Annotated in this window: 26 protein-coding genes; 10 read left to right on the top strand and 16 right to left on the bottom strand. The window is 52.4% G+C overall.

Annotation, left to right across the window (positions count from 1 at the left end; genetic code table 11):
- The first annotated feature begins 88 nt into the window (after positions 1–88).
- Positions 89–571 carry a DUF1097 domain-containing protein gene (locus BH712_RS05745; RefSeq protein ID WP_126507009.1) on the top strand — a complete coding sequence of 161 codons (483 nt, stop codon included), beginning with the start codon at positions 89–91 and terminating at the stop codon, positions 569–571.
- Between the two features lie 43 nt (positions 572–614).
- Here the strand turns inward: BH712_RS05745 and csgG are convergent, their stop codons facing one another.
- The 5 genes from csgG to BH712_RS24550 form a co-directional block, all read right to left on the bottom strand.
- Positions 615–1,448 carry a curli production assembly/transport protein CsgG gene (csgG, locus tag BH712_RS05740; protein ID WP_006809296.1) on the bottom strand — a complete coding sequence of 278 codons (834 nt, stop codon included), beginning with the start codon at positions 1,446–1,448 and terminating at the stop codon, positions 615–617.
- A 26-nt stretch (positions 1,449–1,474) separates the two neighbouring features.
- Positions 1,475–1,891 carry a curli production assembly/transport protein CsgF gene (csgF, locus tag BH712_RS05735; RefSeq protein ID WP_006809295.1) on the bottom strand — a complete coding sequence of 139 codons (417 nt, stop codon included), beginning with the start codon at positions 1,889–1,891 and terminating at the stop codon, positions 1,475–1,477.
- Positions 1,892–1,917: 26 nt separating this feature from the next.
- Complete coding sequence (gene csgE / locus BH712_RS05730; RefSeq protein WP_006809294.1) at positions 1,918–2,307, bottom strand: curli production assembly/transport protein CsgE; 390 nt, start codon at positions 2,305–2,307, stop codon at positions 1,918–1,920.
- Between the two features lie 4 nt (positions 2,308–2,311).
- Positions 2,312–2,962 carry a biofilm master transcriptional regulator CsgD gene (gene csgD, locus BH712_RS05725; RefSeq protein ID WP_006809293.1) on the bottom strand — a complete coding sequence of 217 codons (651 nt, stop codon included), beginning with the start codon at positions 2,960–2,962 and terminating at the stop codon, positions 2,312–2,314.
- 300 nt (positions 2,963–3,262) lie between these two features.
- Positions 3,263–3,619, bottom strand: coding sequence for a hypothetical protein (locus BH712_RS24550; protein WP_139237268.1), 357 nt, complete (start codon positions 3,617–3,619; stop codon positions 3,263–3,265).
- 88 nt (positions 3,620–3,707) lie between these two features.
- Between BH712_RS24550 and csgB the strand changes: the two genes are divergently transcribed.
- The 5 genes from csgB to ymdB all read left to right on the top strand — a co-directional run bounded on the left by csgB (position 3,708) and on the right by ymdB (position 6,145).
- The gene (gene csgB, locus BH712_RS05720) at positions 3,708–4,163 is read left to right on the top strand and encodes a curli minor subunit CsgB (protein WP_000792383.1); all 456 of its coding nucleotides are present in this window, start codon (positions 3,708–3,710) and stop codon (positions 4,161–4,163) included.
- Positions 4,164–4,202: 39 nt separating this feature from the next.
- A complete protein-coding gene (csgA, locus tag BH712_RS05715; RefSeq protein WP_006809292.1) occupies positions 4,203–4,658 on the top strand; it encodes a curli major subunit CsgA in 456 nt (151 codons plus the stop codon).
- 55 nt (positions 4,659–4,713) lie between these two features.
- Complete coding sequence (csgC, locus tag BH712_RS05710) at positions 4,714–5,046, top strand: curli assembly chaperone CsgC (RefSeq protein ID WP_006809291.1); 333 nt, start codon at positions 4,714–4,716, stop codon at positions 5,044–5,046.
- A 160-nt stretch (positions 5,047–5,206) separates the two neighbouring features.
- Positions 5,207–5,527, top strand: a complete 321-nt coding sequence (locus tag BH712_RS05705; RefSeq protein ID WP_006809290.1) for a type 1 fimbrial protein — start codon at positions 5,207–5,209, stop codon at positions 5,525–5,527.
- Positions 5,528–5,608: 81 nt separating this feature from the next.
- The gene (gene ymdB / locus BH712_RS05700) at positions 5,609–6,145 is read left to right on the top strand and encodes an O-acetyl-ADP-ribose deacetylase (protein ID WP_006809289.1); all 537 of its coding nucleotides are present in this window, start codon (positions 5,609–5,611) and stop codon (positions 6,143–6,145) included.
- A gap of 41 nt (positions 6,146–6,186) precedes the next feature.
- Here ymdB and mdoC read toward each other — a convergent pair whose 3' ends face one another.
- Positions 6,187–7,326 carry a glucans biosynthesis protein MdoC gene (gene mdoC / locus BH712_RS05695; protein WP_006809288.1) on the bottom strand — a complete coding sequence of 380 codons (1,140 nt, stop codon included), beginning with the start codon at positions 7,324–7,326 and terminating at the stop codon, positions 6,187–6,189.
- Between the two features lie 255 nt (positions 7,327–7,581).
- Here mdoC and mdoG point away from each other — a divergent pair, with 255 nt between their 5' ends.
- The 3 genes from mdoG (at position 7,582) to BH712_RS05675 (ending at position 11,946) form a co-directional block, all read left to right on the top strand.
- On the top strand, positions 7,582–9,135 hold the full coding sequence (gene mdoG, locus BH712_RS05685) for a glucans biosynthesis protein MdoG (RefSeq protein WP_015570847.1): 1,554 nt from the start codon (positions 7,582–7,584) through the stop codon (positions 9,133–9,135).
- Positions 9,128–11,656, top strand: coding sequence for a glucans biosynthesis glucosyltransferase MdoH (mdoH, locus tag BH712_RS05680; protein ID WP_006809285.1), 2,529 nt, complete (start codon positions 9,128–9,130; stop codon positions 11,654–11,656). Before mdoG ends, mdoH begins: the two co-directional genes overlap by 8 nt.
- 62 nt (positions 11,657–11,718) lie before the next feature.
- Positions 11,719–11,946 carry a YceK/YidQ family lipoprotein gene (locus BH712_RS05675; protein WP_006809284.1) on the top strand — a complete coding sequence of 76 codons (228 nt, stop codon included), beginning with the start codon at positions 11,719–11,721 and terminating at the stop codon, positions 11,944–11,946.
- A 7-nt stretch (positions 11,947–11,953) separates the two neighbouring features.
- Here the strand turns inward: BH712_RS05675 and BH712_RS05670 are convergent, their stop codons facing one another.
- From BH712_RS05670 to BH712_RS05660, 3 genes are all read right to left on the bottom strand, one after another.
- A complete protein-coding gene (locus tag BH712_RS05670; protein ID WP_003858026.1) occupies positions 11,954–12,328 on the bottom strand; it encodes a MysB family protein in 375 nt (124 codons plus the stop codon).
- Positions 12,329–12,407: 79 nt separating this feature from the next.
- Positions 12,408–13,643, bottom strand: coding sequence for a multidrug efflux MFS transporter MdtG (gene mdtG, locus BH712_RS05665; RefSeq protein ID WP_032673543.1), 1,236 nt, complete (start codon positions 13,641–13,643; stop codon positions 12,408–12,410).
- Positions 13,644–13,784: 141 nt separating this feature from the next.
- Positions 13,785–14,711 (bottom strand): Kdo(2)-lipid IV(A) acyltransferase, encoded by a 927-nt coding sequence (locus BH712_RS05660; protein WP_006809282.1) that lies wholly within the window; start codon positions 14,709–14,711, stop codon positions 13,785–13,787.
- 218 nt (positions 14,712–14,929) lie between these two features.
- Here BH712_RS05660 and trhO point away from each other — a divergent pair, with 218 nt between their 5' ends.
- Complete coding sequence (gene trhO, locus BH712_RS05655) at positions 14,930–15,979, top strand: oxygen-dependent tRNA uridine(34) hydroxylase TrhO (RefSeq protein WP_006809281.1); 1,050 nt, start codon at positions 14,930–14,932, stop codon at positions 15,977–15,979.
- Between the two features lie 38 nt (positions 15,980–16,017).
- Here trhO and BH712_RS05650 read toward each other — a convergent pair whose 3' ends face one another.
- The 7 genes from BH712_RS05650 to pyrC form a co-directional block, all read right to left on the bottom strand.
- On the bottom strand, positions 16,018–16,596 hold the full coding sequence (locus BH712_RS05650; protein ID WP_006809280.1) for a YceI family protein: 579 nt from the start codon (positions 16,594–16,596) through the stop codon (positions 16,018–16,020).
- 1 nt (position 16,597) lies between these two features.
- Positions 16,598–17,164: a cytochrome b gene (locus tag BH712_RS05645; RefSeq protein ID WP_006809279.1), complete on the bottom strand. Its 567-nt coding sequence runs from the start codon at positions 17,162–17,164 to the stop codon at positions 16,598–16,600.
- A gap of 226 nt (positions 17,165–17,390) precedes the next feature.
- A complete protein-coding gene (locus BH712_RS05640) occupies positions 17,391–17,504 on the bottom strand; it encodes a YceO family protein (protein WP_003858014.1) in 114 nt (37 codons plus the stop codon).
- Positions 17,505–17,554: 50 nt separating this feature from the next.
- Positions 17,555–18,673 (bottom strand): N-methyl-L-tryptophan oxidase, encoded by a 1,119-nt coding sequence (gene solA, locus BH712_RS05635; RefSeq protein ID WP_006809278.1) that lies wholly within the window; start codon positions 18,671–18,673, stop codon positions 17,555–17,557.
- A gap of 115 nt (positions 18,674–18,788) precedes the next feature.
- Positions 18,789–19,043 carry a biofilm formation regulator BssS gene (gene bssS, locus BH712_RS05630; RefSeq protein WP_006809277.1) on the bottom strand — a complete coding sequence of 85 codons (255 nt, stop codon included), beginning with the start codon at positions 19,041–19,043 and terminating at the stop codon, positions 18,789–18,791.
- A gap of 274 nt (positions 19,044–19,317) precedes the next feature.
- On the bottom strand, positions 19,318–19,563 hold the full coding sequence (gene dinI, locus BH712_RS05625; RefSeq protein WP_006809276.1) for a DNA damage-inducible protein I: 246 nt from the start codon (positions 19,561–19,563) through the stop codon (positions 19,318–19,320).
- 74 nt (positions 19,564–19,637) lie between these two features.
- Positions 19,638–20,684, bottom strand: coding sequence for a dihydroorotase (pyrC, locus tag BH712_RS05620; RefSeq protein WP_032673542.1), 1,047 nt, complete (start codon positions 20,682–20,684; stop codon positions 19,638–19,640).
- Positions 20,685–20,795: the final 111 nt, after the last annotated feature.

Raw genomic sequence — 20,795 nt, 5'->3', positions numbered from 1 at the left:
ACAGAAATCCTGCAACCATACATTTAAACTTGCACGTAATGTGCTTCTGATCTCATTTCCATGGTGCGCATCTGCTAAGATGCGCACCATGAACATATTACTTTGTATTGCAATCACGACTGGCATCCTCTCCGGCCTCTGGGGTTGGGTGGCGGTGTCTCTCGGTTTGTTGAGCTGGGCCGGTTTTCTTGGCTGTACGGCCTATTTCGCCTGCCCGCAGGGTGGTCTCAAAGGGCTGTTTATTTCAGGCTGCACGTTGCTGAGTGGCGTGGTCTGGGCGCTGGTCATTATGAAGGGCAGCGCGCTGGCGCCGCATGTGGAAATTCTGGGGTACGTCATGACCGGTATTGTGGCCTTCCTGATGTGCGTTCAGGCAAAACATCTGCTGTTGTCCTTTGTGCCCGGCACGTTTATGGGCGCCTGTGCGACCTTTGCAGGGCAGGGGGACTGGAAGCTGGTGGTTCCTTCGGTCATGCTGGGATTACTGTTTGGCTATGCCATGAAAAACAGTGGTCTCTGGCTTGCGGCCCGACGCGAAAAGAGCCAGAACGTTCCTGCGGTGAGTAAATAAAAAAAGGCGAGACGGACATCTCGCCTTTTTTATACGCTGCCAGTCAGGACTCCGGCGGCACCGACATCTCACGGTATTTCACCAGCACCGCATTACTCACGTCACTTTTATTCTGAAGATCCCACAAGCCGCGATCGATACCGTCATTAATCAGGAAAATCACGCCGGTTTCGATGGCCGACATCAGACACAGCATGACCGGCTCGTTGGAGGTGTAACCAATTTCGGCCTCCAGCAAACGCTGATAGTCGATAAAGCGGAATACCCCTGCCTGCACTTCATAAGAGAGAATGGTTTTGCTGGTGGTGACGGAGGATAAAATTTCACCCGTGCTCACGTTAACCACGCGCAGGTTAACGGCAATCTGATCCAGCTGATACTGCGTGTCGGCTCCAATACCAAAGTAACGCGCACCCGCGCCGCCCGATTTCACGTTACTTTCATAGCCGATAATCGAGCCTTCCACCATGATATTGGCTGCGGTGAGAGACTGTAGCGGCATGCGGTTATTGACGCCAACGGTACCGTTCTCCTGTGCGGCACGAATGATTTTTCGTTCATTAAGCAGGTTTTGCAGCCCCTGACGTTCCAGCGGGATAAACCAGCGAGAATCTTTCAGGGCAGTAACCAGCATCGCGGTGGCGCTCTGCGGCACGGCCGTCGAGAAGTTACTGGCCGGGTACGGTTTGAACTGGCCCGTCTCGTCCTGAATGTTATACACCGAGACGAATATCTTCCCGGTTGGCACCGGCAGATGCGTCAGATCCCGATAGCTCTGGGCACGGGGCATTAAGGTGGGTTTAGCGGCTTCTTTTGGCGGGGCAGTTAAACAACCGCTTAATAAGCACACTGCAACTAAAATAAAAAAGCGCTGCATGATAATTGTCCTTATTTTGGGGTTGTTTAGAAATCAGTTGAACTGGTCTGCAAACCTGAAACCTGGATTGTCGAGGTTCTACCGGTTTTTCGGTCTGTCACATTTAACTGAAGCTGCCCGTCTTTATTGGCAATATCGACGATAAAGTCGTTTGTGACCATCCGGCCGGGTTTGCCGGTATTAATGTTGGTTAATAAGCCACCTAATATTTGCGACTGGATGGCCTGAGTGAAATTATCCAGGGCTGACGGGGTCTCGATACCGAAATCATCATCATAGCTGGGGTCTTTATAGGAGTTTTGAGCCTGAGCCTGGTTAAGCATAAAGGCTCCGTTATTCGGGTTGCCGCCAAAGTTAGGGTTGCGGAACTGGAATGTCATATTTCCGGCCCAGCTCAACGGCGCAATGAGCATTAACGAAATCACTGTGTGTGCGAGACGCATTACAGCCTCCGAAATAGGTGTCGTTGCTAGAACTCATCTTTTGCTAAATCGCCTGTGCTCAAAAGGGCCTTGTCCAGCTGTAGGCGGTTAATAGCTTCTTCGGTTTGTGCCAGTGCGAAAGCGACGTTCTGATCGAAGTCTCTTTTCGTTGGGAATAAAAAGGTCTGGTAAATAACGTCCTGATTAGCGGTTATTGTGATCCAGCTTCCCCACCGTGCACTGGGCCGTTCGTTGATGGTTAAGTTACCCGGATAATCGCTTTCCCACTTATCGCTGAAGGCACGATAAAAATCGTGTCCGACAGAGGAGACGGTGTGGTCGGTTAATAGTCCGGGGACTTCCACCTCAACAGCCTGAAGGTTTCCGGCAGCAAGCATAAAACCTGCGCCAGCAATCCAACTTAAGGTGCGTTTCATGCTATTAACGCCTGAGGTTATCGTTTGCCCATGACACCGCCTGCGTGCGATTTTTAACAGCTATCTTTTTGAAAAGATTATAAAGATGCGTCTTAACCGTATTTTCGCTGATAAATAACGAACGGGCGATTTCAATATTTGAAGCACCAATACGCAGTTTGTTCAGGATCTCTTTCTCACGGTGCGTCAGAAGAGCCGATTCTGAACTGTTATAGCGATAATTTCCGGAGTGGGTAATAAGGTAGCTGGCCAGCTTTTGCGAAAAATAGCACTCCCCCCGCAATATGCCCTGCAACCCCTCCACGACACGGTTTTCTTCTTCAGTGACGTAAAACACGCCGTTAATATGCGGCCAGCTCTCAATTTCGCGGAAAGGATACTCATCAGGCGTATTCAATAACAACACGCGGATATTATTGTTTTTCCTGCTTAAATTATCTTGCCAGTAATGGATGAGTTTTTTATCCGCTTCCATCATATCGAGAAGAATGATGCTGCCAGGAGCGATATCATCAAAAGAACGTTGAATATTATGCAGTTTCCCGTTAAGCGACAGACATTGCTTTAAATGCTGCAATAACGCTGTCGCTTGTAAGGAAGGTTTAGTGATCAACAATAATGTATGACCGGGTAAGCTATGGACTTCATTAAACATGATGAAACCCCACGTTATTTATGACACCCGGCAGCTGCCCTTCGTATTATGTAAAGGGCACCAGAAGTACTGACAGGTGTGGCACTGCTGTGTGTAGTTAAAAAACCTTCCTCCAGAGGAGGCGGTAAATTTAAAAAACAAATAACGTACTGCTGTTTTCAATCTAGCTATTGCAAACTTTAAAGCAAGTGTTAATCGTGTAACAGAATGTAAAATTCAATATTAATTTGTGTATTTGACGGTCGCAATAGATTTAAAGATAAGGGGAAAGTTGTACAGGTGTATAAACGTGCACACATTTTAAAAAGCATACAATATATTATAATTAATTGAATTATCTTGTTTTATATTATTATAAGCCAAGCGGCAAAAAGTATGAATGTCGATAAAAAGGTAAGACTTCTCTAAGCCGGACGGTTTTCTTAAGAAAACTTGCTTCGTGTCACGCACGTGATCAAGGGCACCGTTGTTTTTGTCTGAACAAGCTGACACAGGTTGGACAACCAGCCTCGCTGTTGTACAGGCGCCGGGAGAAGGCTGTTTTTCCGCATCAGCTGCGCGCGGAGGGGTTTTTAGCCGGAATTTACGACTTTGAGGTGAATCAAAATATAAAAATAAGGCGCACGGGTGAGATATAAAACATGTTTCGGCAGACATACTCTTTTCCGTAACGCGGCGTTAACAAAATGAATCGCGTTAGCGGAGAACAGAACAGTTATTTAATCGCCAGGTCCAGGGTGACAGCATGAAAAACAAAACGTTGTTTATGATGTTTACATTACTGGGTGCGCCTGGGTATGTCATCGCAGGTGATTCAGATTTAGCCGCTTCTGAATATAATTTTGCGATAAATGAATTAAGTAAAGCTTCATACAATCAGGCAGCCATTATTGGTCAACAGGGTTCAGGTAATAATGCTGACGTTCGCCAGGGCGGTTCTAAATTACTGTCCGTTATTTCCCAGGAGGGCGGGAATAACCGAGCGAATGTTGATCAGTCAGGGACGTATAACCTTGCTTATATCGATCAGACCGGCAACGGTAACGATGCGAGTATTAAGCAGGGCGCTTTTGGCAACACCGCCATGATTATCCAGAAAGGCTCGGGTAACAGGGCGAATATAACGCAGTATGGTACGCAGAAAACAGCAGTTGTAGTACAGAGACAGTCGCAAATGGCTATTCGTGTTATTCAACGCTAGCGATGTGTGACGCCTTAATCAATCCGATGGGGGTTTACCATGAAACTTATCAAAGTGGCAGTTATTGCAGCAATCGTCGTTTCTGGCAGTGCTTTCGCAGGTGCGGTACCACAATTTGGCGGCGGCCACGGTGGTGGTTGGGGTGGCGGTAATAACGGCCCTGATTCAACCCTGAGCATTTACCAGTACGGCGGCGGTAACTCCGCGCTTGCTTTGCAGACGGACGCCAGAGATTCTGAATTGACCATTACCCAGCATGGTGGCGGTAACGGCGCGGATGTTGGACAGGGATCTGATGACAGCTCTATCGATCTGCTGCAAAAAGGCTTTGGTAACAGCGCCACCATCGACCAGTGGAATAGCAAAGACTCTGTTATCAATGTGAAACAGTTCGGCGGCGGCAACGGTGCGGCGGTAGACCAGACGGCGTCCGGTTCAACGGTGACTGTGCATCAGGTTGGCTTTGGCAACAACGCGACCGCGCATCAGTACTGATTTTTTCTGTATCCAAAAACAGGGCACAGGCCCTGTTTTTTTTCGGGAGGATCTCATGAGCACCTTCATTCTCCTTGCCGCGCTTGCCAGCCAGATAACGTTCAGCACGTCACAACAGGAAAATATGACAACCATTATTCCTCAGGTCACCCTGGCGGACGCCTGCGAATGCCAGGTTGAGGTGTTATCTGTTCGCGAGGGGCTGGTGGGAAAAAGTACATCGCGGCAGAAAAATACCCTTTTTATACCCGCTAATCAGCCGATTGATTTAAGCCGAATCAGTTTTAATATTCGCTCAGGGGATGCGGTAAAAATAATTGTCACCGTATCTGATGGAAAATCGCTCTATTTATCGCAGCAATGGACCGTACCGATGCACACGCATTAATCATTCATTAAATCAATGATTTATAAAAGTGGCGGAGCTGCGCAGTTAAGCTATGCTGATATCAAGAACCCGGCAATTTGGTTCCGTAAACTGATATTTCATAGGTCATAACGGAGCGTTTTTACCCCTCAAGGACGAATTACATTGAGGAGTACAAATAATGTTCAAATCCGCAGCGTCTATTATTTCAGGTCTGGGACTGCTTTTGTCCTCTATTTTTTCTCCGGCTTATTCAGCAACCCTTGTAAATGGTGGGGTAATTCATTTTCGCGGCGCGGTGGTTGCTGACCCATGCGAAGTGACGCCCCGGCATCAGCAGTTTGCAATCTCCTGTCCAAAAAATAACCGTATGGAAACGCATACTATCAGTTATGACGAAGCGCTCCGGGGCCATCGTACGCAATCCGATCTGGCTGCTGTCACCATGAAATACCTGAATGAAAAGAAAACGCTGGCGGTCGTTCAGGTGGATTACCGCTAGCGGCCGTTTCTTTCGCGGCGGTTTTTCTCCTTCTCCCTCTGCGATACACTTAGGAAAAAGGCGGGTTGCAGAGGGTGTTTTATGAGACCGCAAATCGACGTTATTCATGGCGATATCACGACGGTACACGTTGACGTGATCGTCAACGCAGCCAACTCCTCCCTGCTGGGTGGGGGCGGCGTGGATGGAGCCATTCACCGGGCCGCAGGTCCTCAGCTTCTCGAAGCATGCAAAACCGTGCGCCAGCAGCAGGGAGAGTGTCCCCCGGGGCATGCGGTTATCACGCTCGCGGGCGATCTCCCGGCAAAAGCGGTGATCCACACCGTTGGCCCGGTCTGGCACGGGGGCGACCGCCATGAGGCTGAGATTCTGGAGCAGGCGTATCGTAACTGCCTGCGGCTTGCGGCAGATAACGGGTATAAAACCATGGCGTTCCCCGCCATCAGCACGGGGGTGTACGGTTATCCAAAGGAAGCGGCAGCAACGATCGCCGTGAATACCGTTTATCACTACCTTTCCCTCAAACCCATGCCGGAAAAAGTCATTTTCGTCTGTTTCGATGAGCAAACCGCCGACCTGTATCAGCGGATTTTGACCGAGCGTAGCCAGGCATTTTGATGCCTGAAATGCAAAAACGGCGCCCCGGAGGCGCCGTTTTGTTATTCCGCTTTAACCTGCGGTTTGCCTGAGAACAGGAAACGCAAAAGCGGGATCCGCAGGTGGATTTCATACAACACAATAGCAATGCCAACCACAAAGACCAGGCCGGTGAAGAAGCCCAGCGCATTCGAGGTGATATGCGGCGTAATGTATGCGCCGAAAAACAGCGTCAGCGGGTGGTGAACCAGGTAGATAAACAGCGACGCATTAACGAAATAGGTTACGCGACTGGACTTAAAATTCAGCAGACGATGGCCCAGGGCGAACACCACGTTCACCATCCACAGCCCCATCAGCATCGTTATCACGCTCTCCGTCTCATACATCCATGCGTCGCCGCTGCCGTAGCGCTGATTGAGCAGATAGGCGGCAAAGGCCAGCGCGGCACCCACTGCACACCAGGGGGAGGGGGTAGTAAACAGCGCTTTAAGCCGGGGATGAATAAATGCCAGCGCCCCAATCAGGAAGAAAGGAATATAGAACAGTGTCTGCATCACCACGAAATTAAACAGCCCATCGCTCAAAATGGGTGGGTAGACAATGAACAGGGTACGCCTGACGGCGGCATAAGCGATGCCCAGCGCAAGAAACAGCAGCGACAGCTTGCCGTGGGTGATGTTGCCGAAGAAGGTCGAAGACGCGGTGCTCGCGCGCTGGCGCAGTTGACTGAAGATCAGCAAACTCACCGTGGTGAGCACCACCAGTACCAGCAGGAACCAGAGGTGCGAGATCAGCTCCCAGACCAGAGTATTGTATTTCTCATAGAGGGAGAGATTCGGCCAGTTTTCCGCCTTGCCTTTCACATACTGCAACATGATGAACTGCGGCAGCGTCAGCAGCGGGATGGCCGTCAGCATCGGTATACCCACGCGCTCCACGCGCACTTTCCACCACCGCTTCAGGGGATAGCGCAAGAAGAGCATATAAGAGAAATAGCCGGAAATGACAAAAAACACCTGCATGCGGAAGGCATGAATAAAATCGTTAAACAGCGTTAGCCACCAGGAGGGCAGCTGGCTGTTCACGTGCCAGGTGTGGCTGGAATAGATCAGTGAAATATGAAAAGGGATCCCCAATAGCATGAGCCATGCGCGGATCGAGTCGAGGAAATATTCACGTTGTACAGGGGTTGTGCTCATATAACTTTGCGCATTCTCAGACTTTTCGCCTTATCCCTAAGGCTCATAATGGTTACATTCGGAGCCAACCCTACACCAAGACCGACACCCTGTCTCCAGGATAAGCACGCAAAGTGAAATGCGGGTTCTTTCATTTGCTTAATCCATGAGCCAGCGAGCTGAACAAAGCAGTGATAATGTTGTCGGATTGCCTGAGTTTCCATTAAAATGGATCGGATCGATATAAGCACACAAAGGGGGAAGTGCTTACTTATTATGAAACATAAACCACAAATGATGAAAATGCGTTGGTTGGGTGTAGCAGTGCTGTTGTCACTGTATACCTCATCTGCACTGGCCTTTAACATCGATGACGTCGCAAAACAGGCTAAATCGATGGCGGGCAAGAGCTACGAAGCGCCAAAAAGTAACCTGCCCTCCGTTTTCCGCGACATGAAATACGCGGACTATCAGCAGATCCAGTTCAATCACGATAAAGCGTACTGGAACAATATTAAAACCCCGTTCAAGCTTGAATTTTACCACCAGGGTATGTACTTCGACACGCCGGTTGCCATCAATGAAGTGACGGCGACCGCGGTACGCAAAATCAAGTACAGCCCGGATTATTTCAATTTTGGCGATGTGCAACACGATAAAGACACAGTGAAAGACCTCGGCTTTGCCGGCTTCAAGGTGCTTTACCCAATTAACAGCAAAGATAAAAACGACGAAATCGTCAGCATGCTTGGCGCCAGCTACTTCCGCGTGATTGGCGCGGGGCAGGTGTACGGGCTTTCTGCGCGCGGTCTGGCAATTGATACCGCGCTGCCATCAGGTGAAGAATTTCCACGTTTCCGCGAGTTCTGGATCGAACGTCCAAAACCAACCGACAAACGTCTGACAATTTATGCGCTGCTGGACTCCCCTCGTGCGACAGGCGCTTATCGCTTCGTGATCATGCCTGGGCGTGACACGGTCGTTGACGTGCAGTCTAAAGTTTACCTGCGCGATAAAGTGGGCAAACTGGGCGTCGCGCCGCTGACCAGCATGTTCCTGTTCGGGCCGAACCAGCCTTCTCCGGCGACCAACTTCCGTCCTGAACTGCATGATTCCAATGGCCTTTCCATCCATGCGGGTAACGGTGAGTGGATCTGGCGTCCGCTGAACAACCCGAAACATCTCGCCGTCAGCAGCTTTGCGATGGAAAACCCGCAGGGCTTTGGTCTGCTGCAACGTGGCCGTCAGTTCTCCCGCTTTGAAGATCTGGATGACCGCTACGATCTGCGCCCAAGCGCCTGGGTTACGCCGAAAGGCGACTGGGGTAAAGGTAAGGTTGAGCTGGTTGAAATTCCAACCAACGATGAAACCAACGATAACATCGTCGCGTACTGGACCCCGGATCAGCTGCCGGAAGCCGGTAAAGAGATGAACTTCAAGTATGCGATCACCTTCAGCCGTGACGAAGACAAACTGCACGCACCGGATAACGCGTATGTGATGCAGACGCGCCGTTCGACGGGTGACGTGAAGCAGTCCAACCTGATTCGTCAGCCGGATGGCACGCTGGCGTTTATCGTGGACTTCACCGGCCAGGATATGAAAAAACTGGCGCCGGATACTGCCGTGACGGCACAGGCCAGCATTGGCGATAACGGTGAAATCGTTGAGAACGCCGTGCGCTACAATCCGGTCACCAAAGGGTGGCGTCTGACCCTGCGCGTGAAGGTGAAAGATCCGAAACAGACCACTGAAATGCGCGCCGCGCTGGTCAGTAACGATAAGCCGCTGAGTGAAACCTGGAGCTATCAGCTACCTGCCAATGAATAATACATCTGAATATATTGATGCCATGCCGCTAACGGACATTGAAAAAGCGGCACTCCCTGCGAGCGACATCCGCGCGGTTCACACCGCGCTGGATGGTGAACATCGTCACTTTTCCCGTGATGATGATACGCCGCTGGGGTCAGTGAAGGCACGTCTGGAGCAGGCATGGCCGGACTCGCTGGCAGAAGGGCAGTTAATCAAGGATGACGAAGGGCGTGACCAGCTACAGGCGATGCCGAAGGCCACGCGTTCCTCTATGTTCCCCGATCCGTGGCGCACCAACCCGGTGGGCCGCTTCTGGGATCGCCTGCGTGGGCGTGACGTGACGCCGCGCTATCTGTCACGTCTGACCAAAGAACAGCAGGCGTCCGAGCAGAAATGGCGTACCGTGGGAACGATTCGTCGTTACATTTTGCTGCTGCTGACGCTGGCGCAGACGGTTGTCGCTACCTGGTACATGAAAACCATTCTGCCGTACCAGGGCTGGGCGTTGATTAACCCTGCTGACATGATTGGCCAGGATATCTGGGTCTCCTTCATGCAGCTGCTGCCGTATATTTTACAGAGCGGCATTCTGTTGCTGTTCGCCGTGCTGTTCTGTTGGGTCTCTGCCGGGTTCTGGACAGCGCTGATGGGCTTCCTGCAACTGCTGATGGGACGTGACAAATACAGCATTTCCGCGTCGACGGTCGGGGATGAACCCCTCAACCCTGAGCACCGCACCGCGCTGATCATGCCTATCTGTAACGAGGACGTTGACCGCGTATTCGCCGGGCTGCGTGCTACCTGGGAGTCTGTAAAGGCGACCGGTAACGCAGCGCATTTCGACATTTATATCCTGAGCGACAGCTACAACCCGGATATCTGCGTGGCAGAGCAAAAAGCCTGGATGGAGCTGATTGCTGAAGTGCAGGGCGAAGGGCAGATCTTCTACCGCCGTCGTCGTCGTCGTGTGAAGCGTAAGAGCGGGAACATCGATGACTTCTGTCGTCGCTGGGGTAACCAGTACAGCTACATGGTGGTACTGGACGCGGACTCCGTGATGAGCGGCGACTGCCTGAGCGGGCTGGTCCGTCTGATGGAAGCCAACCCGAACGCGGGTATTATTCAGTCCTCGCCAAAAGCGTCCGGTATGGACACGCTGTATGCACGCTGCCAGCAGTTTGCGACCCGCGTTTACGGGCCGCTGTTTACCGCCGGTCTGCACTTCTGGCAGCTGGGTGAATCTCACTACTGGGGCCACAACGCCATTATCCGCGTGAAGCCATTCATCGAGCACTGTGCCCTGGCACCGCTGCCGGGTGAAGGGTCGTTTGCCGGGTCCATTCTGTCGCATGACTTTGTGGAAGCGGCGTTGATGCGTCGTGCAGGGTGGGGTGTCTGGATTGCTTACGATCTGCCTGGGTCGTATGAAGAGCTGCCGCCGAACCTGCTGGATGAACTCAAACGCGACCGCCGCTGGTGTCACGGTAACCTGATGAACTTCCGCCTGTTCCTGGTGAAAGGGATGCACCCTGTTCACCGGGCGGTGTTCCTGACGGGCGTCATGTCCTACCTGTCTGCACCGCTGTGGTTTATGTTCCTCGCGCTCTCAACCGCGTTGCAGGTCGTGCATGCCCTGACGGAGCCGCAGTACTTCCTGCAACCGCGCCAGCTGTTCCCGGTGTGGCCGCAGTGGCGTCCGGAGCTGGCGATTGCGCTGTTCGCGTCGACCATGGTGCTGCTGTTCCTGCCTAAGCTGCTCAGTATCATTCTGATCTGGTGCAAAGGTTCGAAGGAGTACGGTGGTTTCTGCCGCGTGACCCTCTCACTGCTGCTGGAAGTGCTGTTCTCGGTCCTGCTGGCACCGGTGCGTATGCTGTTCCATACGGTGTTCGTGGTAAGCGCGTTCCTGGGATGGGAAGTGGTGTGGAATTCCCCGCAGCGTGACGATGACTCTACGCCGTGGAGTGAAGCCTTTATGCGCCACGGCTCTCAACTGCTGCTGGGCCTGGTGTGGGCCGTTGGTATGGCCTGGCTGGATCTGCGTTTCCTGTTCTGGCTGGCGCCAATCGTCTTCTCGCTGATCCTGTCGCCGTTTGTGTCGGTGATCTCCAGCCGTTCCACGGTGGGGCTGCGTACCAAACGCTGGAAGCTGTTCCTGATCCCGGAAGAGTATTCTCCGCCGCAGGTGCTGGTGGATACCGATACCTACCTGGAGCAGAACCGCAAACGCACGCTGGATGATGGCTTTATGCACGCCGTGTTTAACCCGTCATTCAACGCGCTGGCAACCGCAATGGCGACGGCGCGTCACCGCGCCAGCCAGGTGCTGGAGATTGCCCGCGACCGCCACGTTGAGCAGGCGCTGAACGAGACGCCAGAAAAGCTTAACCGCGACCGTCGTCTGGTGCTGCTGAGCGATCCGGTGACGATGGCAAGGCTTCACTACCGCGTGTGGTCCGCGCCGGAGAGATACTCTTCGTGGGTGAACTACTACAAGGATGTGAAGCTGAATCCGCTGGCACTGAAGGCGAAGTAACGCTTCTTTACCCGCCAAATAAAATACCGGCTTAATCGCCGGTATTTTTTTAGAGGTCAGAAATGAAAGTAATCATTGTCATCATGATGGCATGCCTGCTCAGCGGCTGCGGCAGCATTATCAGTCGCACCATCCCCGGGCAGGGCCACGGGAATCAGTACTATCCCGGCGTACAGTGGGATGTCCATGATTCCGCATGGCGCTATCTCACCGTGCTCGATCTGCCGTTTTCGCTGATTTTCGACACGCTACTGCTGCCCATCGATGCCAGCCACGGCCCTTACGAGTAACGACAGCTTATCGCTCGTCCCATTCATCCGCTGCGGCCTGACCCTCTTCGGTATCCAGCGGCGGTTCAAGCTGAAACTCACCTTCGTCCCATTCGTGCAGCGTATTTTCTTCCAGCCACTCCTGACGTAACTCAATTTCGTCATAGTCGCCGTCGAAAACCGCCTGCGCACCTTCACCACTCAGTATCGGCAGACATTCACCATCTTCACCCTCATCAGCAAAGAATTCGGCCTGCCACATAATATCGCCGTCCTGTAGGACGTATTTTTGGATATTGAGTTGTTGCACGTCAGCATCTTCTTCCTCAATGCCGGGATTATCGGCGAGGAACTCTTCGCGAGCGGCATCAATTGCTTCTTCCAGCGTGGCGTACATGGTCATTGGTGTCTCCCTGTTTTTCGTGAAGGTATTCAGGGAAAGAATAGCTGATTATATGATTTTGCAAGTATGAATGCGTAAATTAGCCGTCACGATGTTGTGTTATGCGCCCCGGGCGTAACGCCCGGGATAAACTGAGCCAGGAATAAACGGCGTTGAACAGCACAACGCCTGCCGTCACGATGAAGACCGCCCGGAAACCGAAACTGGCCGAAATCCCCGCGCCGACCAGCGGTCCGGTGACGTTACCCAGATCGCGAAACGACTGGTTGTAGCTGAAAATACGTCCGGCTATCTGGTTGGTGGAGTTATAGACCAGCAGCGTCTGTACAGCCGGAAGCAGTGCGCCATCCGCAGCCCCCAGCAGGAAGCGCAGGACGCCAAGCTGCCACGGAGTCTGCACCATCGCCATGGGGATCAGCAGCAGGACGGAGACGATCAGGGCGCAGATCAGGATTTTTTCCGGGCCAATACGATCTCCCAGCTTGCCGAGCCGCGGCGCGCTCAGCAGCGCGGCCACGCCGGGAACAGAGGCGATCAGACCGCTGATAAAGGCGATATTGTTGACGTTGCCGGCCAGGTCGCGGACATAGAGCGTCAGTATCGGCGCGATTGAACCGGTGGCCACCTGAATAATCATGGTGGTTACAAACAGGCTCAGCACCAGCTTTGGGTTTTTCAGCGAAGCCAGCACATCACGGGCGTGCAGCATCTCTTTTTTGGCCACGGGCGTGAAATGCTCGCGGATGCAGATAAGCGTCACGAGGAAACAGAGGAATAGCACGCTGGCGGTTATGAAGAATACCGGCCGAAGCCCGTAGTGGTCGGCCAGCAGCCCGCCTGCCAGCGGACCCAGCAATGCGCCGCTGACACCGCCAGTGGAGAGCGTGCCCAACGCCCAGCCGCTTTTCTGGCGCGGGATTTGGGTGGCGATCAGGGCGTTGGCGTTAGGGATAAATCCCCCGAGCAGGCCCAGGAGTGCGCGTAATATCAGGAACTGCCAGACGTTCTGCGCCACCCCCATCAACAGCATAATGATCGCCATGCCGAGCGCGGAGCGCAGCAGCATAATTTTGCGGCCTTTACGATCCGCCAGCCCACCCCAGAACGGCGACGCAATGGCGGAGAACAGGAACGTAATGCTGAACACCAGCCCGGACCACATATTCAGTGCGCTATGGCCGGTGACGCCGAGCTGTTCAACGTAGAGGGGCAGGAAGGGCATCACCAGGCTAAAGGCGGCGCCAGTAAGAAAACAACCCAGCCACGCAACCGTCAGGTTACGTTTCCAGTTTATGGGGGCATCTGTGGGGGACATAACTATCCGCATAATGAGGTGCAGGGCACCGTAAACAGTGAGGTAATAAGCCTGCTAATTATGCGCCTGGGGTATGATTGCCGCAATGACGGGGAGCTTTTAAAGCTAAAACAACATGCGGCCCGGAAGGCCGCATGCAGATTAATACCGGGAAGGGACGCCCTGAGGCCGGGTTTTGAAGCGGCGATGCAGCCACATGTACTGCTCCGGGGCGAGCATAATGCATTTCTCGACAATGCCGTTCATCCACCGCGCGGTGGTTTCCGCATCAATCAGCGGTGGCGCGAGTTCCGGCTCCAGCATGATGAGCTGATAGCCTGAACCGTCTGGTTTACGGCGCGGTACAAACGGCACGATAGCCGCTTTGGACATTCGCGCCAGCATCCAGGTCCCGGTCGTCGTCGCGGCATCGTCCACCGCAAAGAACGGAACAAACACGCTGGATTGCGGGCCATAGTCATGATCCGGGGCATACCAGACCACTTCACCTGATTTCAGGGCGCGGATCATCCCTTTCAGGTCTTTGCGGTCGATCATGCTTTTATTAGAGCGCATGCGTCCGTTGGTCTGGATCAAATCGATTACCGGATTATCGTTAGGACGATAAACGCCAATACCCGGCGCCTGCATGCCGAACATCCGCGCGCCAATTTCGAGCGTCAGGAAATGAACGCCAATCAGCAGGACGCCAGTCTGGTTGGCCTGAAGAGTATGCACCGGATCCATGCCGGTCCCGGCCACTTCCGTCCAGCGCGCCATGCGCTTATCCGACCAGAACCAGGCCATACCGGTCTCCATCAGCCCCATGCCGACCGATTCGAAGTTTTTAACCACCATGTCGTGGCGCTCAGATTCGCTCATATGAGGAAAGCAAAGCTCAAGGTTGCGGTAGGCGATCCTGGCGCGACGTTTCATAACCTGTTGAGCAATGCGGCCCAGCCCTTTACCCATGCGGAAAATGACGGGATAAGGCAGCTGTACAATAAGCCACAACAAGCCAATGCCTGACCATGTTAACCAATAGCGGGGGTGCAAAAGCGCGGCAGTAAATTTCGGTAACTGGGTCATGTCTGTCCTGTGTTCTAACGTCCTGAAGGGCTATTGTCTCATTTTTTAGGGCATAGCCAAAATGTCTGTCATCGAAACCTGAAAGAACAGGCAACTGTTAAGTATGATTTATCAGATTGACTGAAATGTAGCGTAAATTGTGTGGATGTAAATTGTCTTTGTTTGCTATATGATGCCGACCGATTTTTATTTCTCAACGATTGCAGGACTTGTACACCATGCCAGTGTTACACAACCGCGTTTCGAATGAGATGTTGAAAGCGCGTATGTTGGCCGAAACCGAACCGCGCACGACAATCTCTTTCTATAAATATTTCACCATCGACGATCCACAGGCGACCCGCGATGCGCTTTACCAGGCATTCACCGCCCTGAATGTGTTTGGCCGCGTCTATCTGGCGCGTGAGGGGATTAACGCGCAAATCAGCGTGCCGGAAAGCAAAGTCAGCGCCTTTCGCGAACTCCTCTACGGATTTGATCCGGCGCTTAACGGCTTACGCCTGAACATTGCGCTGGATGATGACGGCAAATCATTCTGGGTGCTGCGCATGAAAGTGCGTGAGCGTATTGTGGCGGATGGTATTGACGATCCGAGCTTCAATGCCGCGAATGTGGGGGAGTACCTCAAGGCCGCTGAAGTGAACGCCATGCTCGACGATCCGGATGCGGTGTTCATCGATATGCGTAACCACTACGAATATGAAGTGGGGCACTTCGAAAATGCGATGGAAATTCCTGCCGATACCTTCCGCGAACAACTGCCGAAAGCCGTTGAGATGATGCAGGAGCATAAAGACAAAAAGATCGTGATGTACTGCACCGGGGGGATCCGCTGCGAAAAAGCCAGCGCCTGGATGAAGCACAACGGTTTTAATAAAGTCTGGCACATTGAGGGTGGGATCATTGAATATGCCCGCCGCGCTCGTGAGCAGGGTTTACCGGTGCGTTTTATCGGTAAGAACTTTGTTTTTGATGAGCGTATGGGCGAGCGAATTTCCGAGGACGTGATCGCGCACTGCCACCAGTGCGGTACGCCGTGCGACACGCATACCAACTGCAAAAACGACGGGTGTCATCTGCTGTTTATTCAGTGCCCTGCATGTGCCGAGAAATTTAATGGCTGCTGTAGCGAGCTGTGCAGTGAAGAGAGTATCTTGCCAGAAGAAGAGCAACGTCGCCGCCGTGCCGGGCGCGAGAACGGGAACAAGATCTTTAATAAATCCCGGGGCCGACTGAATACCAAACTGGGTATTCCGGACCCCGAGTAAAACACTGCCCGGCGGCGCGAAAGCCTGCCGGGCCTGTTTTATGATTTCTGCTGAACGCCTTCCACCGAAATAATCAACTCCACATCCTGCGATGCCGGGCCTAAATCGGTGGTGATATTAAAATCTTTCAGATGAATTTTGCCTGCGGCTTCAAAGCCAGCACGTTTGCCACCCCACGGATCGTCGCCCTGTCCCATTAATTTGGCATCGAGTGTGACCGGTTTCGTCACGCCGTTCAGCGTCAGGTTACCGGTAATAGCGAGCTTATCACCGTCTTTCTTCACTTCTGTCGACGCGAAAGTAGCTTGCGGGAATTTACCCACGTTCAGGAATTCAGCGCTGCGCAGATGTTTATCACGCTCGGCGTGGTTAGTATCGACGCTGTTGGTATTAATGGTGACGTTCACTTTATCGGCAGCAGGGTTTTTCTCGTCGAAAGTAAATGTGCCATCGAAATCATTGAATGTGCCATATAACCAGCTGTAACCCAGATGCTGAATACGGAAATTGACGAAGGCATGCTGACCCTCCTTATCAATTTTATAGTCAGCGGCAATGGCCGAACCGGTGGTAAATAGCAGCGAACCTAATGCGATACCCAACAGGCGTTTTTTCATTTTATGCTCCAGAGTCAACTGACGAACGGCCTAGCATGCGCTTCAGCGTATCGTCTTTATCAATAAAGTGGTGTTTCAGGGCCGCAAGGCCATGCAGGACAGACAGGACCACTACGCTCCATGCCAGCCACAGATGAACCACACCGGCGGTATCAGCCTGTGAACCGGCGTCAGCCAGCGTGGCAGGGACGTCAAAAAGCCCAAACACGCTGATCGGTTTGCCGTCTGCGGTCGAAATGAGATAGCCGCTGATCAGAATGGCGAACAGCAGGGCATAGAGTGCGAGATGTGCGCCAACAGCGCCCAGGCGGGTAAGTCGGCCATGGCTTTTGGGCGCGGAAGGAGGCGGAGAGACATGTCGCCAGATCACGCGAAAAACCAGACCCATCATCAGCAGAACCCCAATGCTTTTGTGCAATTCGGGGGCCTGATGATACCAACCGTCATAATAGCTTAATGTCACCATCCAGAGGCCGAGACCAAACATGGCATAGACGGCAAGTGCAAATAGCCAGTGTAAACACATGGATATTATTCCGTAGCGGCTGGAGGAGTTACGCCATTGCATATGAATTTCCGTTCTCAAATGACTGAGCAATAAAAATGGCCGGATTAAATAAATAATGCAACTGAAAAAAATGAATAATGTTTTTTATTTAATTTATTTCAGCGAATTTGAATGTTTTTCCGCAATGTATTTCAATCGCTTCGTTCAATAAATTTGAGGTGACGTTTTTTAAAAAATATAGGTTAAATAAGTTTAAAGGAATGTCAATAAATGTCAGTGAGGTTTTTCAGAAGAATACAATATAAATGACATCAATGATCGCCAGCAGCGACCAAAGGACAATGTAGAGCATGAAATGCTCGCGGATGTTATTGATAAGGTAATTCACCAGTCTGCGCATCTCGCCTCTCTCGCTAAACAGGCTCCGGTTATTCGGAGCCTGGAGCGGTATTATCGGTTAAAGCGCGAGAGCGCGAAGGGCTTGAGATCAAACGAAGGCGTGATCCCCTGAGCAAACTGGGCGGCGATTTCCCCTAACACCGAGGCAAATTTAAACCCGTGACCACTAAGCCCGGTTACAAGCAGAATGTTGTCGTGCCCGGGCAGGGTGTCGATGATAAAGTCTTCATCCGGCGTGTTGTCGTAGGTGCACGCTGCGCCGTAAAGCAACCCGCCTACGCCTGGCAGGATATTACGCAGGAACGTGAAGGCTTCGGAACCATCCTGCGCATAAGCGCCGTATGGCTTGCGTTCTTCCGCGGAGGAAATGACCTGTCCGCCGTTATGTTTGCCAATCTTGAGCGCGTCTTTTTCAGAGGGGAAACCGTAGAACTGATCGCCATTGGGTAACTCGCCGGTAAACGCCGGGAATTTGTTCTGGCTGCTGTAACGCCCGTCCGACTGGAACCATGAGAAGACTTTGCGCACCGGCTGAATGGGCAGGTCCGGCAGCAGTTTCGTCACCCACGTTCCCGCACTCACCAGCAGGCGCGTGGCGGTATATTCCCCCTCAGACGTGGTGACGGTGGAACCTTCCGCATGGTGGGTGATGCCCGTGACCGGACAGTTGAACAACTGCGCGCAGCCCGCTTTAGCGGCGAGATCAATCCAGGTTTTAATGGCCGTTTCGCTGTGCAGTACCCCGGAATTGGCTTCAAACAATCCAATGTAGTCTTCCGGGACAGAAATTTCCGGCCAGCGCGCCATGATGCCGTTCGCATCCAGACGCTCGACGTCCAGGTGGTAGGCTTTCGCGCTCTCCTCGACGGTCGCCAGAAACGTGGAGTTGGCTGGACCAAGGTTAATGATCCCGGTGCGCTCAAAAATGCGTTCTTCGGTGAGTGCGGCCAGCTCATCCCACAGCGTCTGAGCCCGAAGCACCAGCGGTACATAACGTTCACCTTCACCGTAAGCGTGACGGATCAGACGGGTATCGCCGTGATGGCTTCCTTCAGAGTGGGGAGGGAGGTGGGCATCAATCATCAGCACTTTCAGGCCCGCCTGCGTTGCGTAATAACCGGCGGCAGATCCTACGGAGCCGCTTCCGATAATGATCAAATCGTATTTCATAGGCTTCTCTTTACTAACGCTTTGTTAGCAGAGTAATTAACTATGGGGGCTTATACAAGAACGAAATAAATAAGGCACCGCGAGGGTGCCTGTTGAGTCAAAAGGGGCATAAGGGTTAATGCCGTTTATACTCATTTTCCTGATAGTCGCCAGATTCTATTTTTGCAATGCCTGCTTCCAAAATAGAGATAAACTGACGGGCGACGTCTGTTGTAAGCCACAGCGTCTGTCCAACTTCCGCTTCATCACGGTTTTGCTGATTTGGGGTCTGGTAGTGCAAACGCAGCATCAGCGCATCGTAGCTGTCTACGGTGCTGATATCCCAGCCAACGAGCGGATGGGTCTGGATGACATCACTATTCTTTTCCATTATAACCCCCTTAATGCGTGTTAGAAGACAACGACTTTGAGGTTCAATGCATGTTTTTCTGAAAGCAATTTCAGTATATCAATTAATAAGGGTTAAGAAGGAAAAAATAAACGGGTAGCAACACATTTTTCTGCTTTTTAGGATTGTTCGAACAATAAAACGCCATCTTGTTCACGATTTTCTAAGAAGATGCTGAAATAATTTGAACTTTCAGAAGACGAAACGAAAAAAAGCCGGGGCGACCCGGCAAAAAAACACAATGAGGGAGCAAATATTAATCAGTGATGAACCAGTCGTCGGCGCTTTCCCATGTTTCCTGCAAAATTTCGCTGATGCGTTCTTTATCTTCTTTCGCGCCACCGATGACGGAAAGATGGTTTGCCGTCGCATAACGTACCGTTACGGCGCCATCGTTTTCAGGAAAAGTGCTGTTAATACGTCGGGATAGCTCACCTGCCAGAGCGTCGAGTGCGCCAGCAGGCAGGACGGTGGTTTTGGCAATGGTGACTTCAATACGCATAAATGCCCCCTGTGTAATATACTGTTTATTTATACAGTTATCTTGTCTGTTTGGCAACAGGGGGGATGATTTTTTTAGCGTTTTACCGACCAGCTTACGGTTTCACCGGCCAGGAAGGGGATCAGCGTATCATCGGTAAGTGCAATCGATGCTTCAACCTGGCTGTCTTTACGCTCCAGCTCAATGAACGTGTCATTGACGGGCAGACCGTAGAAACGCGGGCCGTTGAGGGAGCAGAAGGCTTCGAAATGGTCTAACGCATTCATCTCTTCAAACACGGTTGCGTAACTTGCCAGGGCGGTCGGCGCGTTAAAGCAGCCTGCACAGCCGCAGCTCGCCTCTTTACGGTGACGGGCATGCGGGGCGGAATCCGTGCCGAGAAACGCGCGAGGGAAGCCGCTGGCAACCAGCTCACGCAACGCCTGCTGGTGAATATTGCGCTTGAGGATCGGCAGACAATACAGATGTGGACGAACACCGCCCACCAGCATGTGGTTACGGTTAAACATCAGGTGCTGCGGGGTAATGGTGGCGGCAATCAGCTCATTGCCATCCCGGACATACTCTGCGGCATCTTTGGTCGTAATGTGTTCAAACACCACTTTCAGCCCCGGCAGACGCTGGCGCAGCGGCTCCATGACCGTTTCAATAAAACGGGCTTCGCGATCGAAAATATCAATGTCAGCGTGGGTCACTTCCCCGTGCACCAGCAGCGGCATTCCCAGTTTTTGCATACGCTCCAGGACGGGCATGATGGCGTCGATGCTGGTCACCCCATGGCTGGAGTTGGTGGTGGCATTCGCCGGGTAGAGCTTCGCGGCGGTGAACACACCTTCGTTAAACCCGCGCTCAACCTCATTGGGATCCAGCGAGTCCGTCAGGTAGCAGGTCATTAATGGGGTAAAATCGTGCCCGGCCGGAACGGCATCAAGGATACGCTGGCGATAGGCAATCGCGGCCTCGACGGTAGTGACTGGCGGAACCAGGTTAGGCATAACAATCGCACGGCCGTAAATTTCGCTGGTATAAGACACGACGGTTTTCAGCATGTCGCCATCACGAAGATGGATGTGCCAGTCGTCTGGGCGGCGGATTTTGAGAACCTGGGATTGTACAGTCATGGAAGCTCCGGCTTGAAAGGGATCAGTCATAAGATGGCTGTTTTTGCCGGACACAAATCATAAGCGGAAACGTTTTCGTTTGCACACTATTCCGTTAAAAAAAACGGGCGC

This window comes from Enterobacter hormaechei ATCC 49162, assembly GCF_001875655.1.
Lineage (GTDB): Bacteria > Pseudomonadota > Gammaproteobacteria > Enterobacterales > Enterobacteriaceae > Enterobacter > Enterobacter hormaechei.
This window is presented reverse-complemented; position numbering and strand designations above follow the sequence as displayed.

What these genes read in the sequence shown, in the direction of transcription:
- BH712_RS05745 (WP_126507009.1), top strand. Translation starts at nt 89, where the DNA reads ATGAACATATTACTTTGTATTGCAATCACGACTGGCATCCTCTCCGGC.
- csgG (WP_006809296.1), bottom strand. Translation starts at nt 1,448, where the DNA reads ATGCAGCGCTTTTTTATTTTAGTTGCAGTGTGCTTATTAAGCGGTTGT.
- csgF (WP_006809295.1), bottom strand. Translation starts at nt 1,891, where the DNA reads ATGCGTCTCGCACACACAGTGATTTCGTTAATGCTCATTGCGCCGTTG.
- csgE (WP_006809294.1), bottom strand. Translation starts at nt 2,307, where the DNA reads ATGAAACGCACCTTAAGTTGGATTGCTGGCGCAGGTTTTATGCTTGCT.
- csgD (WP_006809293.1), bottom strand. Translation starts at nt 2,962, where the DNA reads ATGTTTAATGAAGTCCATAGCTTACCCGGTCATACATTATTGTTGATC.
- BH712_RS24550 (WP_139237268.1), bottom strand. Translation starts at nt 3,619, where the DNA reads ATGTCTGCCGAAACATGTTTTATATCTCACCCGTGCGCCTTATTTTTA.
- csgB (WP_000792383.1), top strand. Translation starts at nt 3,708, where the DNA reads ATGAAAAACAAAACGTTGTTTATGATGTTTACATTACTGGGTGCGCCT.
- csgA (WP_006809292.1), top strand. Translation starts at nt 4,203, where the DNA reads ATGAAACTTATCAAAGTGGCAGTTATTGCAGCAATCGTCGTTTCTGGC.
- csgC (WP_006809291.1), top strand. Translation starts at nt 4,714, where the DNA reads ATGAGCACCTTCATTCTCCTTGCCGCGCTTGCCAGCCAGATAACGTTC.
- BH712_RS05705 (WP_006809290.1), top strand. Translation starts at nt 5,207, where the DNA reads ATGTTCAAATCCGCAGCGTCTATTATTTCAGGTCTGGGACTGCTTTTG.
- ymdB (WP_006809289.1), top strand. Translation starts at nt 5,609, where the DNA reads ATGAGACCGCAAATCGACGTTATTCATGGCGATATCACGACGGTACAC.
- mdoC (WP_006809288.1), bottom strand. Translation starts at nt 7,326, where the DNA reads ATGAGCACAACCCCTGTACAACGTGAATATTTCCTCGACTCGATCCGC.
- mdoG (WP_015570847.1), top strand. Translation starts at nt 7,582, where the DNA reads ATGAAACATAAACCACAAATGATGAAAATGCGTTGGTTGGGTGTAGCA.
- mdoH (WP_006809285.1), top strand. Translation starts at nt 9,128, where the DNA reads ATGAATAATACATCTGAATATATTGATGCCATGCCGCTAACGGACATT.
- BH712_RS05675 (WP_006809284.1), top strand. Translation starts at nt 11,719, where the DNA reads ATGAAAGTAATCATTGTCATCATGATGGCATGCCTGCTCAGCGGCTGC.
- BH712_RS05670 (WP_003858026.1), bottom strand. Translation starts at nt 12,328, where the DNA reads ATGACCATGTACGCCACGCTGGAAGAAGCAATTGATGCCGCTCGCGAA.
- mdtG (WP_032673543.1), bottom strand. Translation starts at nt 13,643, where the DNA reads ATGTCCCCCACAGATGCCCCCATAAACTGGAAACGTAACCTGACGGTT.
- BH712_RS05660 (WP_006809282.1), bottom strand. Translation starts at nt 14,711, where the DNA reads ATGACCCAGTTACCGAAATTTACTGCCGCGCTTTTGCACCCCCGCTAT.
- trhO (WP_006809281.1), top strand. Translation starts at nt 14,930, where the DNA reads ATGCCAGTGTTACACAACCGCGTTTCGAATGAGATGTTGAAAGCGCGT.
- BH712_RS05650 (WP_006809280.1), bottom strand. Translation starts at nt 16,596, where the DNA reads ATGAAAAAACGCCTGTTGGGTATCGCATTAGGTTCGCTGCTATTTACC.
- BH712_RS05645 (WP_006809279.1), bottom strand. Translation starts at nt 17,164, where the DNA reads ATGCAATGGCGTAACTCCTCCAGCCGCTACGGAATAATATCCATGTGT.
- BH712_RS05640 (WP_003858014.1), bottom strand. Translation starts at nt 17,504, where the DNA reads ATGCGCAGACTGGTGAATTACCTTATCAATAACATCCGCGAGCATTTC.
- solA (WP_006809278.1), bottom strand. Translation starts at nt 18,673, where the DNA reads ATGAAATACGATTTGATCATTATCGGAAGCGGCTCCGTAGGATCTGCC.
- bssS (WP_006809277.1), bottom strand. Translation starts at nt 19,043, where the DNA reads ATGGAAAAGAATAGTGATGTCATCCAGACCCATCCGCTCGTTGGCTGG.
- dinI (WP_006809276.1), bottom strand. Translation starts at nt 19,563, where the DNA reads ATGCGTATTGAAGTCACCATTGCCAAAACCACCGTCCTGCCTGCTGGC.
- pyrC (WP_032673542.1), bottom strand. Translation starts at nt 20,684, where the DNA reads ATGACTGTACAATCCCAGGTTCTCAAAATCCGCCGCCCAGACGACTGG.